The sequence below is a fragment of the Actinomadura sp. KC345 genome, assembly GCF_004348515.1.
GTDB lineage: Bacteria > Actinomycetota > Actinomycetes > Streptosporangiales > Streptosporangiaceae > Spirillospora.
Genome location: NZ_SMKH01000039.1, coordinates 1 through 14139 on the forward strand (window position 1 = coordinate 1; position 14139 = coordinate 14139).

Annotated in this window: 13 protein-coding genes; 11 read left to right on the plus strand and 2 right to left on the minus strand. The window is 73.8% G+C overall.

Annotation, left to right across the window (positions count from 1 at the left end):
• Positions 1-25: 25 nt before the first annotated feature.
• Positions 26-1159: a sugar ABC transporter substrate-binding protein gene (locus tag E1281_RS09495; RefSeq protein ID WP_131876906.1), complete on the minus strand. Its 1134-nt coding sequence runs from the start codon at positions 1157-1159 to the stop codon at positions 26-28.
• A gap of 159 nt (positions 1160-1318) precedes the next feature.
• Here E1281_RS09495 and E1281_RS09500 point away from each other — a divergent pair, with 159 nt between their 5' ends.
• Genes E1281_RS09500 through ligA form a run of 7 tightly spaced genes read left to right on the plus strand, consistent with a single transcriptional unit; the run spans position 1319 to position 7610 of the window.
• Positions 1319-2512: a M20/M25/M40 family metallo-hydrolase gene (locus E1281_RS09500; protein ID WP_165958851.1), complete on the plus strand. Its 1194-nt coding sequence runs from the start codon at positions 1319-1321 to the stop codon at positions 2510-2512.
• Positions 2513-2517: 5 nt separating this feature from the next.
• Positions 2518-2904 (plus strand): Rid family hydrolase, encoded by a 387-nt coding sequence (locus E1281_RS09505; RefSeq protein WP_131876908.1) that lies wholly within the window; start codon positions 2518-2520, stop codon positions 2902-2904.
• Between the two features lie 40 nt (positions 2905-2944).
• Positions 2945-3736: an IclR family transcriptional regulator gene (locus tag E1281_RS09510; RefSeq protein WP_131876909.1), complete on the plus strand. Its 792-nt coding sequence runs from the start codon at positions 2945-2947 to the stop codon at positions 3734-3736.
• Between the two features lie 17 nt (positions 3737-3753).
• A complete protein-coding gene (locus E1281_RS09515) occupies positions 3754-4059 on the plus strand; it encodes a metalloregulator ArsR/SmtB family transcription factor (protein ID WP_131876910.1) in 306 nt (101 codons plus the stop codon).
• Positions 4059-5159 carry an ACR3 family arsenite efflux transporter gene (arsB, locus tag E1281_RS09520; protein ID WP_131876911.1) on the plus strand — a complete coding sequence of 367 codons (1101 nt, stop codon included), beginning with the start codon at positions 4059-4061 and terminating at the stop codon, positions 5157-5159. Before E1281_RS09515 ends, arsB begins: the two co-directional genes overlap by 1 nt.
• Positions 5159-5563, plus strand: coding sequence for an arsenate reductase ArsC (locus tag E1281_RS09525; RefSeq protein ID WP_131876912.1), 405 nt, complete (start codon positions 5159-5161; stop codon positions 5561-5563). The genes arsB and E1281_RS09525 overlap by 1 nt, the downstream gene beginning before the upstream one ends.
• A 55-nt stretch (positions 5564-5618) precedes the next feature.
• A complete protein-coding gene (ligA, locus tag E1281_RS09530) occupies positions 5619-7610 on the plus strand; it encodes an NAD-dependent DNA ligase LigA (protein ID WP_131876913.1) in 1992 nt (663 codons plus the stop codon).
• On the opposite strand, the gene E1281_RS09535 is transcribed toward ligA, so the two are convergent.
• On the minus strand, positions 7607-8410 hold the full coding sequence (locus tag E1281_RS09535; protein WP_165958852.1) for a DUF4184 family protein: 804 nt from the start codon (positions 8408-8410) through the stop codon (positions 7607-7609). The two genes, ligA and E1281_RS09535, sit on opposite strands and share 4 nt — an antisense overlap.
• Positions 8411-8595: 185 nt before the next feature.
• Here E1281_RS09535 and E1281_RS09540 point away from each other — a divergent pair, with 185 nt between their 5' ends.
• The 4 genes from E1281_RS09540 to E1281_RS09555 are packed head-to-tail and all read left to right on the plus strand — an operon-like array spanning position 8596 to position 14130.
• On the plus strand, positions 8596-9933 hold the full coding sequence (locus E1281_RS09540) for an FAD-dependent monooxygenase (protein WP_131876915.1): 1338 nt from the start codon (positions 8596-8598) through the stop codon (positions 9931-9933).
• A gap of 23 nt (positions 9934-9956) precedes the next feature.
• Entirely contained in the window at positions 9957-11054 is a 1098-nt protein-coding gene (locus E1281_RS41780; RefSeq protein WP_131876916.1) for a class I SAM-dependent methyltransferase, read from the plus strand.
• Positions 11051-13057: a phosphopantetheine-binding protein gene (locus E1281_RS09550; protein WP_243716746.1), complete on the plus strand. Its 2007-nt coding sequence runs from the start codon at positions 11051-11053 to the stop codon at positions 13055-13057. The genes E1281_RS41780 and E1281_RS09550 overlap by 4 nt, the downstream gene beginning before the upstream one ends.
• Entirely contained in the window at positions 13054-14130 is a 1077-nt protein-coding gene (locus E1281_RS09555; RefSeq protein ID WP_131876918.1) for a saccharopine dehydrogenase NADP-binding domain-containing protein, read from the plus strand. The genes E1281_RS09550 and E1281_RS09555 overlap by 4 nt, the downstream gene beginning before the upstream one ends.
• Positions 14131-14139: the final 9 nt, after the last annotated feature.

A 14139-nucleotide genomic window follows, 5' to 3' on the forward strand; every position in this document is an offset into this window, starting at 1 on the left:
GGAGTCGGGGGCGTCGCGGGGCGCCTCATCGGGCGGCCGTCATCTTCGTGCCGGGCAGTGACGGGCCGAACTCCGACCGGTAGGCGCCGCCGATCCGCTCGGCGCGGGAGGGCGTCACGTAGGGGAAGCTGAGCCCCTGCCGCTTCAGGCGCGCCGCGGTGGCGTCGGTGGTGACGAAGTGCGAGGGCATGTACAGGTTCCGCGGCAGCTCCGCGCCCTTGGCGAGCCGGGCGCCGACCGCCACGTTCCAGTAGCCGACCCGTCCGGGCCCGGTCAGCACGTCGATGATCATGGATTCGTTCTCCAGGAGCGGCTGCAGGTCGAGTTCGCCGTCGTGCCCGGCGACCTTCAGGTCCGGTTTGCCGAGCGACGACGCCGTGGCCTTGGCCGACAGGCAGAGCGGACCGCTGATGCAGGCGATCACGTCCAGCCCCGGCTCGGTGGTCATCCAGGTCACCGTGGTGTTGGACGCCTTGCGGGCGTCGAAGGCGGTGGGCTGGACCGACACCAGCCGCACGTTCGGATACTCGCGGGCGAGCGTGTCCCGGAAGGCCTTCTCCCGGGTGTCGGAGACGTAGTTGCCGCGCGCCCCGGTCAGCAGCGCCACCTCTCCCTTGCCGCCGAGGTGGGCGCCGGTGGCACGGGCCACCATCGCCATGTTCTCGGCGTCGCGGTAGAGCGTGCTGTGGTTGCCCTCCGCCTCGACCTTGTTGCCCATCGTCACGACCGGGATGCCCGCCCGGGTGGCGCGGGAGATGGCCGGACGCAGCGCGTTCTTGTCGAGCGGGTCGATCAGGATCGCGCTGACCCGCTGGTTGACGAAGTTCTGGATCGTGGAGACCTGGCGCTCGACGCTGCCCTCGGCGCTCTGCCAGACCGTCGAGACGCCGTAGTCGCGGGCGGCCTTGTCGCCCGCCTCTCGCATGCCGACGAAGAACGACGAGGTCAGGTCGATCGCCGACACCCCGATCACCGGCTTTCCGCCGCGCTTGGGCGCGACGTCGGCGTCGGTGGTGCGGGCACCGCCCGGCGGCGTCATCGAGCAGGCGGATCCGGCGATCGCCACGGCCAGCGGCAGCGCGATCGCCTTGCGCCACCGCCCGCGTCCACGGTGGTGGCGTGCACGGTGCCGCGGTCTTCCAGGTTCCGCACGGCCCATGACGGCTCCTCACGGCTCGGACCCGCTCCGCGTACTCGCCGGCGGCGGGCAAGGGGACAGGTTTTGGAAGGTGATTCCAAACACTAGACAAAAAATGGAAGACTGTGTCAAGACTTGTTCAGCACGATGTTTCCTGGCATTTCCCGAGAAGGAGCGTGGATGGGACCCCCACCCGTGCCGGTTCCCCCGGTACTCGAGTTGGCCACCGAACTCGTGGCGATCGACTCGCAGAACCCCGGCGTCGGCGAGGCGCGGATCGCCGCGTTCGCCGCGGCCCACGCCCGGGAGCGGGGGCTGGCCGCGAAGGTCGTCGAGACGGCACCGGGGCGTTGCAACGTCCTGGTCACCGCGGACGCGGGCACCGGGCCGCACCTCGCGCTGTCCGGGCACCTCGACACCAAGCCCATCGGCGACCTGTCCGCCTGGAGCACGCCGCCGCTGGAGCTGACGCCGGACGGCGACCTCGCCTACGGCCTCGGCTCCTCCGACATGAAGGGCGCGGTCGCCGCGATGCTCCTCGCCGTGGAGTCGTGGGCGCGCACGGCCGAGCGGGGACGGCTTTCGCTCATCCTCACCGCCGACGAGGAGGCCGGCAGCGACCACGGCGCCAAGGCGCTGTCGCACCAGGGACTCGTCGACGCCGACGCGATCGTCATCGGCGAACCCTCGGGCGTCACCGACCCGTGGGAGGCGATCTACCTGATCTCCCGGGGGATCTGCTGCTTCGAGGTGGCCGTCCGAGGGAGGCAGGGCCACAGCGGCCTGTCCGAACGGCTCCCCACCAGCGCCACCGTCGCCGCCGCCCGCGCCGCCACCGCCATCGCGGGCTTCCGGCCCAGCGTCCCGCGCGCCCCGTCCATCCCGTGCCGGCCCACCGTGAACGCGGCCGTGCGGATGTCGGGCGGGGTCTTCTACGGGGTCCACCCAGGTGAGGCCGTGGTCGCCTCCGACATCCGCCTCGTCCCCGGCATGGACCGCGAGACCCTCGACCGCGAACTGCGCGAGCTTCTCGGAGCGGCGCTGCCGTCCGACGTCGACTGGGAGATCCGCTACGCGGACGGCTCCCTCGGCTGGATGGACTCCGCCGAGATCGCACCGGACCACCCCGTGGTGGCCGCGGCCCAGGCCGCCTGCGCCGAGGTGCTCGGCGCAGAGGTTCCGCTCGGCGCCTACCCCGGCGGCACGGACGCCACCCACTTCGCCAACATCGGCCGCACCCCCGCCGTCGCCGCGCTCGGTCCCGGCTGGCTGTCGGTCGCCCACGGCCCCGACGAGCACGTCGGGGTGTCACAGCTCGTCCAGGCGGAGCGCCTGTACGAGCGGATCGCGCACATCTACCTCGGAAGGAACTGACCATCATGGCCAAGCAGCCGATCACCACCGACCGCGCGCCGTCCCCCGCCGGCGGCTACAGCCAGGGCATCGTCGCGGGCGGCATGGTCTACACGGCCGGCCTCGGCCCGCAGGACCCCGCGACCGGCCGGATCCAGGGCGACACCGTCGAAGAGCAGACCGCCCAGGTGATGCGCAACCTCCAGGCCGTCCTGGCCGAGGCCGGGGCCGGGTTCGAGGACGTGGTCAAGGTGACCGTCCACCTGGAACGGCTCGACCGCGACTTCAAGGGCTTCGACACGACGTACCGCTCGATGATGCCCGAGCCCCGTCCCGTCCGGACCACGGTCGGCTCCACGCTCGCCGGGATCTTGGTCGAAATCGACGTCGTCGCGGTGCTTCCGCAGGCATGATCGCGGCATCGACACTGCCGAGAACAGGGGGGCCGACACGGTGACCGCCGAAGCGGCCAAGCCGGCGCACGCGCGCAACCTCGTCCGCGCGTTCACACTGCTCGACATCCTCGCCGAGGCGACGGAAGGGCTCACGCTGGCCGAGGTCGCCGTCGCGGCCTCCCTGCCGGAGGCCACCGCGCACCGCCTCCTCAACGTGCTGGAGGACCTCAAGGTCGTCCGGGTCGGCGAGGGCAACCGCTGGCGCGTCGGCCGCCACCTGCTGGAACTCGGCGCGGCCTACCTCGACTCGGTCGAGATCCGCTCCGAGGCGCGCGACCTGATGGCGCACCTCACCGAGGCCACCGGGGAGACCTGCGCCCTCGGGGTGCTGGACGAGGACCGCGTCGTGTACATCGAGAAGACCGACAGCCCGCACCCGGTGCGCATGCACTCGGGGATCGGCCGCAGCAACCCCGCGGTGACCAGCTCGCTCGGCCGCGCCATCCTGGCGTTCTCGCCGGACTGGGTGGTGGAGAGCGCCATGGCCGGGGGACTGCCCCGCCGCACCGAGCGGACGGTCACCGACGCGGAGGCGCTGCTCGCCGAGCTCCACCGCTGCCGCGAGCGCGGCTACAGCGTGGACGACGCCGAGAACGAGCCCGGGATCCGCGCCGTCGGCGCCCCCGTCCTGGACTACCGCGGCCGCCCCGTCGCCGCGCTCTCGGTGGCGGGCCCCGAACAGCGCGTCCGCGCCGACCGCCTCGACGAGCTGGGCCGGGCCACCGCGGAGGCGGCCCGGGAGCTGTCCTTCCGCCTCGGCTACTCCCCCCACCGCTCCGGCGGCCGGTGAGATATCATTCCACGGTGATGTCAGTTGAGACTGATGTATTGAGGGTGCTGGCGGACCCGCTGCGCGCCCGCATCGTGACCCTGCTCGCCGGTGAGGCGCTGTGCACGTGCCATCTGGTGGAGGAGACCGGCGCCCGCCAGACCAACATCTCCAACCACCTGCGGGTCCTGAAGGACGCCGGTCTGGTGGACAGCGAGCCGTGCGGACGGTTCACCTACTACCGGCTGCGCCCGGAGGCGTTGGACGCCCTGGCGGCCCGGCTCGGCGGCCTCGCCGACGCGGCTCGCGCCGCCATCGCCGACGGCCGCAGGAGGCCCTGCTGATGACCGCGACCGAACCGGCCGCCCCGCAGGCCGGAACCGACGGGCCGGGCCCGGCCGGGAGGCTGTCCACGCTGGACCGGTTCCTGCCGGTGTGGATCATCGCGGCCATGGCGGTCGGCCTCGGGCTCGGGCGGGCGGTGCCCGGCCTGGACGACGCGCTGTCGAAGGTCGAGATCGGCGGGATCTCGGTGCCGATCGCGCTGGGCCTGCTGGTCATGATGTACCCGGTGCTGGCCAAGGTCCGCTACGACCGCCTCGACACCGTCACCGGCGACCGCCGCCTGATGGTCTCCTCGCTGGTGCTCAACTGGGTGATCGGCCCGGCGGTGATGTTCGCGCTCGCGTGGACCTTCCTGCCGGACCTGCCCGAGTACCGCACCGGGCTGATCATCGTGGGGCTGGCGCGCTGCATCGCCATGGTCGTCATCTGGAACGACCTGGCCTGCGGGGACCGGGAGGCCGCCGCCGTCCTGGTCGCCCTCAACTCGGTGTTCCAGGTCGCCGCGTTCGGCGTGCTCGGCTGGTTCTACCTCAAGGTGCTGCCCGGATGGCTCGGCCTGGCCACCGACGACGTGCGCTTCTCCACCGGCACGATCGTGGTGAACGTGCTGGTGTTCCTCGGCGTCCCGCTGCTGGCCGGCTACCTCACCCGCCGCCTCGGCGAGAAGAGCCGGGGCCGCGACTGGTACGAGACCCGGTTCCTGCCCCGCATCGGCCCGCTCGCCCTGTACGGGCTGCTGTTCACCATCGTCATCCTGTTCGCCCTCCAGGGCGACGCCATCACCGGCCGGCCAACCGACGTCGCACGCATCGCGCTGCCGCTGCTGGTCTACTTCGCGCTCATGTGGGGCGGATCGTTCGCCCTCGGCCACGCCGTCCGCCTGCCCTACCCCCGCACCGCCACGCTCGCGTTCACCGCCGCCGGCAACAACTTCGAACTGGCCATCGCCGTCGCCATCGGAACCTTCGGCGTCACCTCCGGCCAAGCCCTGGCCGGGGTCGTCGGCCCCCTCATCGAAGTGCCCGTCCTCGTCGCCCTGGTGTACGTCTCCCTCTGGCTGCGCCGCCGCCTCACCACGCCCGACCAGCGAGGAACCTGATGACCGACAAGCCCAGCGTCCTGTTCGTCTGCGTCCACAACGCCGGACGGTCCCAGATGGCCGCCGCCTACCTCACCCACCTGGCCGGCGACGCCGTCGAGGTCCGCTCCGCCGGATCGGCCCCCGCCGACCAGATCAACCCCGCCGTCGTCCAGGCCATGGCCGAAGAGGGCATCGACATCGCCGCCGAGACACCCAAGATCCTCACCACCGACGCCGTCCAAGCCTCCGACGTCGTCATCACCATGGGCTGCGGCGACACCTGCCCCGTCTTCCCCGGCAAGCGCTACCTCGACTGGCAACTCGACGACCCCGCCGGACAGGGCGTCGACGCCGTCCGCCCCATCCGCGACGAGATCCGCGCCCGCGTCGAACGGCTCGCGGCCGAACTCACCACCGGGTGAGGGCGCCGCGCGGACCGCGGCGGACACTGTCGGTGCCATCGCGTTTAATCGAAGGGTGGACGTCGAAAAGCGCATCACCGAGCTGACCGCCGAGGTCAGGCGACTGAACGACCTGTACTACGGCTCCGGCGACAGCCCGCTGCCGGACGCCGACTACGACGCGCTCAAGGACGAGCTGGCGGCGCTGGTCGCCGAGCACCCCGAGCTCGAACCGGCCGACAGCCCGCTCGGCAAGGTCAACGCGCCGGCGGAGCTCACGGGGCCGACCGTGCGCCACGCACGCCCGATGCTCTCCCTGGCGAAGGCGACGGGCCAGGAGCAGATCAGCACGTTCTGCGAGCGCTTCAGCGGCCAGGTCTTCCGCGTGTCGGAGAAGCTCGACGGGCTTTCGCTGAGCGTCGTCTACACCGGCGGCGAGCTCGACTACGTCGCCACGCGCGGCACCGGCACGGTCGGCGAGCTGGTGACCGGGAAGGTGCGCCACGTGATCCCGGGCCTTCCGCTCCGGATCGAGGAGCAGGGGCGCGTCGAGGTCCGCGGCGAGGCGGTGATGCTGCGGTCGGTGTGGGCCGCCTATAACGAGGCGCACCCTGACAAGACGCTGACCAACCCGCGGTCGGGCGCCGCCGGGACGCTGGTGCTGAAGGACCCCGAGGCCGCCGCGAAGGCCGAGCGGCTGCTGCGCTTCTTCGCGTTCGGCGCGGACCGGGACGGCGCCGCCGTCCCGGTCCCGGCGGAGTTCGAGCCGGTCGCCCGGTACGTGTGCGCGACGGCCGGCGAGGTGATGGACGCGATCCACGAGATCGGCGCCCGCCGCGACGGGCTGGACTACGAGATCGACGGCGCGGTCGTGCGGCTGCACGAGCCGGCGGCGTTCGACGCGGCGGGCTTCAACAGCGCCGAGCCGCGCGGAGCGATCGCGTTCAAGTACCCGCCGGAGGAGAAGCTGACGACGCTGCTGTCGGTCGAGTGGCCGGTCGGCAAGATCGGCCGCGTCCCGCCCCGCGCGAAGGTCGCGCCGGTGTTCGTCGGCGGCGTGACGGTGGAGAACATCACCCTCCACAACCCGCGGCTGATCCGCGAGCGCGACCTGCGCATCGGCGACACGGTGGCCGTCGTGCGGCGCGGCGACGTGATCCCGTTCGCGGGCCGCTCGCTGCCGGAACGGCGCGACGGGAGCGAGGTCGAGATCGTCCCGCCGGCGGACTGCCCCTCGTGCGGTTCCGGCCTTGAGGTCCGCGGCACCGGCGAGGAGCGCTGGTGCGTGAACCTCCAGTGCCCGGCCCAGGCGACGCGCCGCCTGATGCACTGGGCCTCGCGCCAGGCGGCCGACATGGAGGGCGTCGGCGACGTCTGGATCGAGAAGCTCGCCGAGGACGGTGTGCTCAAGAACCGCAGCGACCTCTACGACCTCACGGCCGAGCAGCTGCTCGGCTACGAACGGATGGGTGAGGTCAGCGCCGCGAACATGGTCGACTCGATCGCGTCCTCCAAGGACATGGGGTTGCGGCGCGCGCTGATCGGACTGGCGATCCCGATGGCCTCCGAGGGCACGGCCAAACGCCTGTGCCTGGCCGGCTACGAGCGCATCGAGGACGTCGCGGCGGCGACGGCCGAGGACCTGGTGGCCATCCGCGACATCGGGCCGAAGGCCGCCGAGAGCATCGTGGCGTTCTTCGCCCGCGCCGAGGTCCGGGAGGAGATCGCGGCGCTGCGCGAGCGCGGGGTGAACCTCGACGTGCTGGCCGAGGACCGCCCGGTCGACACGGCGGCCGCGGGCGACTCGCCGCTCAAGGGCACGACGGTCGTGATCACCGGCGCGTTCACCGACCCGCGCTCGGGCGCGAAGATCAGCCGGCCGGACGTCACGCGCCTGGTCGAGCAGGCGGCGGCCACGGCCACCTCGTCGGTGTCGGCCGGCACCGACTACCTGCTCGCCGGCGCCAACGTCGGCGCCGCGAAGACGGGCAAGGCCGAGAAGCTCGGGGTCACGGTCGTCGGCCAGGACGAACTGTGGCGCTGGCTGGCCGAAGCCGGCGTCGTCTAACGCACCCGGCCCCCACCGACGCCGCCGCCTTCCGCGGGTCGCGACGCACCGTTCCCGTCGGTGCCCGCGGGCGCGGGTTCCGCGTGCCGTCCCGTCAGGTGGGCGGCGTGCCACCAGGCGCAGTGGACGGCGAGGACCAGGCTCGCCGCCGTGATCGCTCCGACGATCGCGGCGAACAGCAGCGAATGCAGGGTCGTGTCGGCGGAGAGCAGCAGGGCGCTCAGCAGGCCGCCCGCCGGTGACAGGACCCCGGCCGCCGCGAACACCTGCAGCCGTCCGCGCGCCGCCTCGACCGGCACCGGCACGGGCGGAGCCGTCCTCACCCAGCGGGCCAGCCACATCGCGATGACCGCCAGCCCGGCCGCGCCGCTGCCGACCTGGAGCCACATGTACAGCGTGATCCCGCCGACAAACTCGGCGAGCCACGGCAGGACCTCGGCGGCGCCGGCGTGCGTGAAGGCGTCCCACAGGACGTGGGACGCAGCGCCGATGGCGAGCGACGGCACCACCCACCGCCACGACACCGGCGCCGAGACCGGCAGCCGTTCGCGCAGCCTGTCCGGGGCGAGCGCCGCGAGGGGCCGCTTGGCCAGCAGGTGCCACACCGCGAACACGACCAGGCCGATCGCGACGTCCACCGTCACGACGCCCAGCGGCCGGTGCGTCATGTCCCGCACACCCGAGATGTACAGGTAGTAGGGGACGTCCGGCGTGAGCGACCCGATCACCAGGGCCGACGGCACCAGCGGCCGCCGGGCGAAGGGCAGGACGGCGGCGGGATGGCTCAGCGTGAACGGCACGTGTGTCCTCTGGGTTCGGGCGTGGCGACTCGGTGTGATCGCTCAGCGTGTACAACGCTCAGCAGGTACAACGCCTCGCCCCCGCCGCGGGTTGCCCGTGGCGGTCCCACCGCCCGCGGGCGTCCGTGTGCGTTCCTTCCCGGAGGAAATCGTGATATTGGTAGTGATAACGATTTTCATTCTGAATGGGGTTCGCGGTGGAGGAACGGGAGCATGCCGTCGTCATCGGTGCGGGGATCGCGGGGCTGACGGCGGCCGCGGCGCTGGCGGACGTCTTCGAGCGGGTCACGGTGCTGGAACGCGACGCGCTCGGGGAGGCTCCCGGCTTCCGGCCCGGCGTCCCGCAGAGCCGTCACCTGCACTCCCTGATGGGAGCCGGGCAGCGCGCCCTGGACGCGCTGCTGCCCGGGTTCACCGAGCGGCTGTACGGGGCGGGCGCCGTTCCGCTGCGGACGCCCTACGACCACCTGTGGCTGAGCCCGGCGGGATGGTGCCACCGCTTCGCGCCCTCGCACACCGTGCCGTCCGCCACGCGAGAACTCGTCGAGTACGTCGTGCGGACGTCGGTGGCCGAGATCGACGGCGTGGGGTTCCGGGACCGGACGGAGACCGTGGGGTTCGCCGGGGACGCGGAGCGCGTCACGGGCGTGCGGGTACGGGCCCGGGACGGCGGCCAGGTGGACGAGATTTCCGCCGACCTGGTCGTGAACGCCTCCGGGCGCGGGCCGGGCGGCCGCGGGTGGCTCCGGGCGCTCGGCCTGGCCGAACCGGAGGTGGAGCGGACCGACTCCCGTCCGGGCTACAGCAGCAGGCTGTACGAGATGCCGGAAGGCTTCGCCGACGAGTGGCGGATCATCTCGATCCAGCCGGGCGAGGGGCAGCCGCTGCGGGGCGGGGCGCTGGTCCCGGTCGAGGGCGGCAGGTGGCTGGTCTCGCTGTACGGCTACCTCGACGATCATCCGCCGGTCGATGCGGAGGGGTTCCTGGAGTTCGCGCGCAGCCTCCGGCATCCGGTGCTGCACGACGTCGTGCGGGACGCCGTCCCGGCCGGGCCGGTCCACGGGTTCCGGCACATGGCCAACGAGCGGTACCGGTACGAGGACCTGCCGGCGTGGCCGGACGGCCTGCTGCTGGTGGGCGACGCGGTGTGCGCGGTCAACCCGGTGTACGCGCAGGGGATGTCGATGGCGGCGATGACGGCCGTCACGCTGCGCCGCCTGCTGGGTGAGGGCGCCGGCTGCCGCGCGATGCAGAAGGAGATCGCCGCGGGCAACGAGCGGGCCTGGCAGGTCGCCACCGGGGCGGATCTGGCGTACCTCGCGGACGCGGGGGACGCGGGCTCCCGCGACGCGGGCGAGTACATGCGGCGGCTGATGGAGCTGGCGCTGGTGGACGCCGAGGTCAACCGGACCTTCTTCGACGTCATGATGATGCTAGCCGAGCCGGACGCCCTGGCGTCGCCGGAGCTGGCGGCGCGGGTCGCGCGCGGCCCGGCGCGTCCGCCGGCCGACCCGGCGTGCTGACCGGCTCGGCTCACCGGGCGGGCATGGCCGCGCTGGGCGGCGCCCTGCCCGACGGGCTCCCGGGAGCCGTGCGCCGGCTCGACCTGGCGGTCCTGCACGGCATCGCCGCGTTCCTCGGCGAGGAGCTGGCGGGGAGGGGCCCGCTGACGGCGGAGGAGATCGCGACCGCGCTGGGAGCCGCTCCCCGGCACGCCTGGATCGTGCCGCACTGGCTCGACGCGCTCGCCGGTGAGGGCCTCGTCGAACGCTCCGCGTCCGGGCACCATGGCGGGTTCCGGCGCCCGCGGCGCTCCGGGCTGATCGCGCTGCGCCGCGACCTGGACGAGGCCCGCAGCGGGCTCGGCTACCCCGAGCGGCTGACCCGGTACCTGCTGGACTCGCTGCGCGCCCTTCCCGACCTGCTCGCCGACCGGGTGAGCGCGCAGGCGATGCTGTTCCCCGAGGGCGATCTCGGCACCGCCGCGGCGGTCTACCGGGACAACCCCGTCAACCGCTACCTCAACGGCGCGGCCGTCGACGCCGTCTGCGGCCTGCCCGCCAAGCGCCGCGTCCTGGAGCTGGGCGCGGGAACCGGATCGCTCACGGCCTACCTCCTGCCCGTTCTGGCGGGGCACACCACCGAGTACCTCTTCACCGATCTGTCCCCGTTCTTCCTGGACGCGGCGCGGCGGCGGTTCGGCGCCTTCCCGTTCCTGCGCACGGCCGTCGCCGACTTCGGCGCCGACCTCGCCGCGCAGTGCGGACCCGAGCCGTTCGACCTGGTCGTCGCGGTGAACGCCGCGCACAACGCCCGGCATGCGGGGGACCTGCTCGGACGGATCCGCGCGGTGCTGGCGCCCGGTGGCGCGGTGCTGCTCATCGAGACCTGCCACGAACACCACCAGTCGCTGGCCTCGATGCCCTTCCTGCTCTCCGCCCCGCCCGGCGAGGCCCGTCCCGCACGGCTGGACCGCCGGGCCGGGACCCGCCGCACCTACCTCACCCGCGAGGAATGGACGGCCGAACTCGGCGCGGCCGGGATGCCGCCGGTCCTCGACCTTCCCCGCCCCGACCATCCGCTGGCGGCGTTCTCCCAGCACCTCCTGATCGCCGCACCCGACCTTCGAGGGAGACCCCGTTGACCGCTCGTACTTCCGCCGAAGCCCGCTCCCATGCCGGACGGGAACTCGCCGCCATCTGGGGCGAGCTGCTCGACCTGGACGCCCGGGAGATCGAGCCGGACGCGAGCTTCCTGCGGCTGGGCGGCGACTCCGTCCTCGCCGTCCGCATGTCGGCGCTGGTGCGCAGGCGCCTGATGGTGGAGCTGGCGCTCACCGACGTCACCGTGGAGATCACGCTGTCGGCGCTGGCCGACCTGGTCGCGCGCCGGTCCGCCGGGGACGGCGGGTCCGCACGGGCGCTTCCGGTGGAGATCGAACGCCGCGCCGACCCGGACGCGCCGTTCCCGCTGATGCCGCTCCAGCAGGGGTACTTCGTCGGCCAGCACGACGGCTGGGAGCTGTCGTACGCCTCGGCGCACTTCTACAGCGACGTCGGCCTGAGCGACATGGACGCAGAGGAGGCCGAGGAGACGCTGGCGGACGCGCTGCACCGGCTGGCGCTGCACCAGCCCACCCTGCGGGTCCGGCTCACACCCGAAGGGGAGCAGTTCGTGCTGCCGCCGGACGCGTCGGGCGCGATCCCGCGGCCTCGCGTGTACGACCTGCGCGAGGCGGCCGGGGCGGAGGCCGCGGCGACGCTGGAGGAGCTCCGCCGGGAGATGGGGACGACGGGCCCCGACCCGCTGACCGGGCCGGGCCTGGACGTCCGGCTGACCCTGCTCCCCGACGGCCGCGGGCGGCTGCACACCGCGATGAGCCTGCTCGCGATGGACGGCTGGTCGGCGACCGTCCTGAACCGCGAACTGCTGACGCTCGCCGCCGACTGGAACGCCGTTCCCGCCCCGCTGGAGGTCGACTTCGGCGACTACGTCCACTCGATCGGGCGGCTGCGGCGGACCGACGCCTGGGCCGCGGATCGCGACTGGTGGTGGGACCGGCTGGACGACGCGCCGCCGCCCCCGGCCCTGCCGCTGCGCGCCGACCCCCGCGAGGCGGCGCCGGAGCTGATGGACACCCGGGAGGCGCGGCTCGCCCCCGAACGCTGGGCGGCGCTGCGGGACCGGTGCGCCGAACGCGAGGTCACCCCGTCCGCCGCGATGCTCACCGCGTTCGCCGTCGTGCTGGCGCGCTGGGCCGGGCACCGCCGCATGCTGCTCAACACCCTCCAGCTCAACCGGCTGCCCCTGCACCCCGACATCCACCGCACGATCGGCGCGTTCGCCGCCACGATGCTGGTGCCGGTGGAGCCGGCGGAGGGCCGCACGTTCGCCGAGCTGGCGGCCGACCGGCAGCGCGGCTTCGCCGACCACGCCGCGCACAACCTCATCACCGGCGTGGAGGTGTCGCGCGAGCTGGCCCGGCGGCGCGGGACCACGCGGCCGGCCGCGCCGGTCGTCTTCCAGAGCACGCTGGGCATGGACGCGGCGATCGGGGAGCGGCAGGCGACGTCCGCCGGACCGCTCGGCGACCTGGACTTCGACGACTTCTTCCACCAGCTCCGCACCCCCCAGGTCGCGCTGGAGGCGCGCTTCTGGGAGATGAACGGCGCGATGGCGGTCGCGTTCTCGCTCGTGGGCGAGCTGTTCGACCCCGGCGAGGTGGACGCCGCGTTCGACGACCTGGTGGAGCTGATCGGCGCGCTGGCCGACGGGCCGGGCTGGGACCGGGACGTGGAACTGCCCGCGGCGGCCGAGCCGGACACGGCGGGCGCGGGCGGGCTCCGGATCGGGGCCGGAGCGGTCGCTCACCGCGGCGAGCAGGACGGGCCTCCCGCGGACGAACTGGAGCAGCGGATCGCGCTGCTGTGGGAGGAGATCCTGGAAGTACCGGTGCTGGACCGCGCCACGTCGTTCTTCGCTCTGGGCGGCGACTCGCTGCTGGCCGTCCGCACCGTGGCCCGGCTGGTGAAGGACACCGGCGCGAGCGTGGGCGTCCGCCGGTTCCTGGACGCGCCGACCGTCGCCGGGCTCGCGGCGGCCGTCCGCGAGAGCGAAGACCCGGCGTCGTCAGGTCCGGGGCGATGACGCTGATCGGGGTGCTCGGCGGTTCCGGGACGGTGGGCCGCGTCGTGGTCGAGCGGCTCGCCGGGTGGGGGACCGGCCCGCTCCGCATCGGCGGGCGCGACCGGGACCGCGCGGCGCGGGCGTGCGAGGCGGCGCCCGGCGTCCCGGCCGAGCCGTTCCGGGTGGACCTGGACGACGCCGCCGCGCTGCGGGAGTTCTGCGCGGGCTGCGACGTCGTGGTCAACTGCGCGGGCCCCTCGTACCGGGTACTGGACCGGGTGGCGCGCGTCGCGCTCGCGGGCGGCGCGCACTACGTCGACGCGGCGGGCGACCTGGTGGCGATCGACGCCCTGGCCGGGGGCGGGGCCGCCGGGCTCGACCACCGTGCCGCGGTCTTCTCGGCCGGCCTGATGCCGGGCCTGTCCGGGCTCCTTCCCCGGCTGCTGGCGGCGGACGGCCCGCTCGCCCGGCTGGACGTCTACGTCGGAGGCGCCGCCGCCATCGGCCCGCTGTCGGCGGTGGACGCGCTGCTGACGCGCGGCCCGCGCTTCGGCACCGCGCTCGCCGCGTGGCGGGACGGCGGGATCGTTCCGGCGGCGCTGAAACCGCTCCGGTCGGTGTCGCTGCCGGGATTCCGGGACCGGGTCCACGCGTGGCCGTTCCTGTCGGCGGAGATGTCCCGGCTCGCCGCGGAACTCGGCGTGGCGGAGCTGCGCAACTACACGGTGTACGTCACCGAGGCCATCCCCGAGGCGCTGGCGCGGGCGTGGGCCGACGACGGCGCGGCCCTGGACGCGCACGTCCCGGCGGTGGTCGCCGCGGCCGGCGCCGACCTCGCGGCGACCGGGCCCTACTACGCGATGCTCTTTCAGGCCGTGCCCCGCGACCCGGCCCCGGGCCGCCCGCGCCGCCTCCTGCTGCGGACGCCCGACTCGTACGCGCTGAGCGGCGTCGTCGCGGCGCTCACGGCCCGGGAACTGCGCGCGGGCACGATCCCGCCCGGCGCCCACGCGGCCTCCGAGGTGCTGTCGGCCTCCCGGACCCTGGCCGCTCTGCGCGACGACCCGCTGGTCACCGGCGTGGAACTCAGCTGACCCGCGACA

Excerpts from the sequence above, each read along its gene's own strand:
- E1281_RS09540 (WP_131876915.1), top strand. The coding sequence starts at position 8,596 with ATGGGGTTCGCGGTGGAGGAACGGGAGCATGCCGTCGTCATCGGTGCG.
- arsB (WP_131876911.1), top strand. The coding sequence starts at position 4,059 with ATGACCGCGACCGAACCGGCCGCCCCGCAGGCCGGAACCGACGGGCCG.
- E1281_RS09515 (WP_131876910.1), top strand. The coding sequence starts at position 3,754 with ATGTCAGTTGAGACTGATGTATTGAGGGTGCTGGCGGACCCGCTGCGC.
- E1281_RS09555 (WP_131876918.1), top strand. The coding sequence starts at position 13,054 with ATGACGCTGATCGGGGTGCTCGGCGGTTCCGGGACGGTGGGCCGCGTC.
- E1281_RS09500 (WP_165958851.1), top strand. The coding sequence starts at position 1,319 with ATGGGACCCCCACCCGTGCCGGTTCCCCCGGTACTCGAGTTGGCCACC.
- E1281_RS09495 (WP_131876906.1), bottom strand. The coding sequence starts at position 1,159 with ATGGGCCGTGCGGAACCTGGAAGACCGCGGCACCGTGCACGCCACCAC.
- E1281_RS41780 (WP_131876916.1), top strand. The coding sequence starts at position 9,957 with ATGGCCGCGCTGGGCGGCGCCCTGCCCGACGGGCTCCCGGGAGCCGTG.
- E1281_RS09505 (WP_131876908.1), top strand. The coding sequence starts at position 2,518 with ATGGCCAAGCAGCCGATCACCACCGACCGCGCGCCGTCCCCCGCCGGC.
- E1281_RS09525 (WP_131876912.1), top strand. The coding sequence starts at position 5,159 with ATGACCGACAAGCCCAGCGTCCTGTTCGTCTGCGTCCACAACGCCGGA.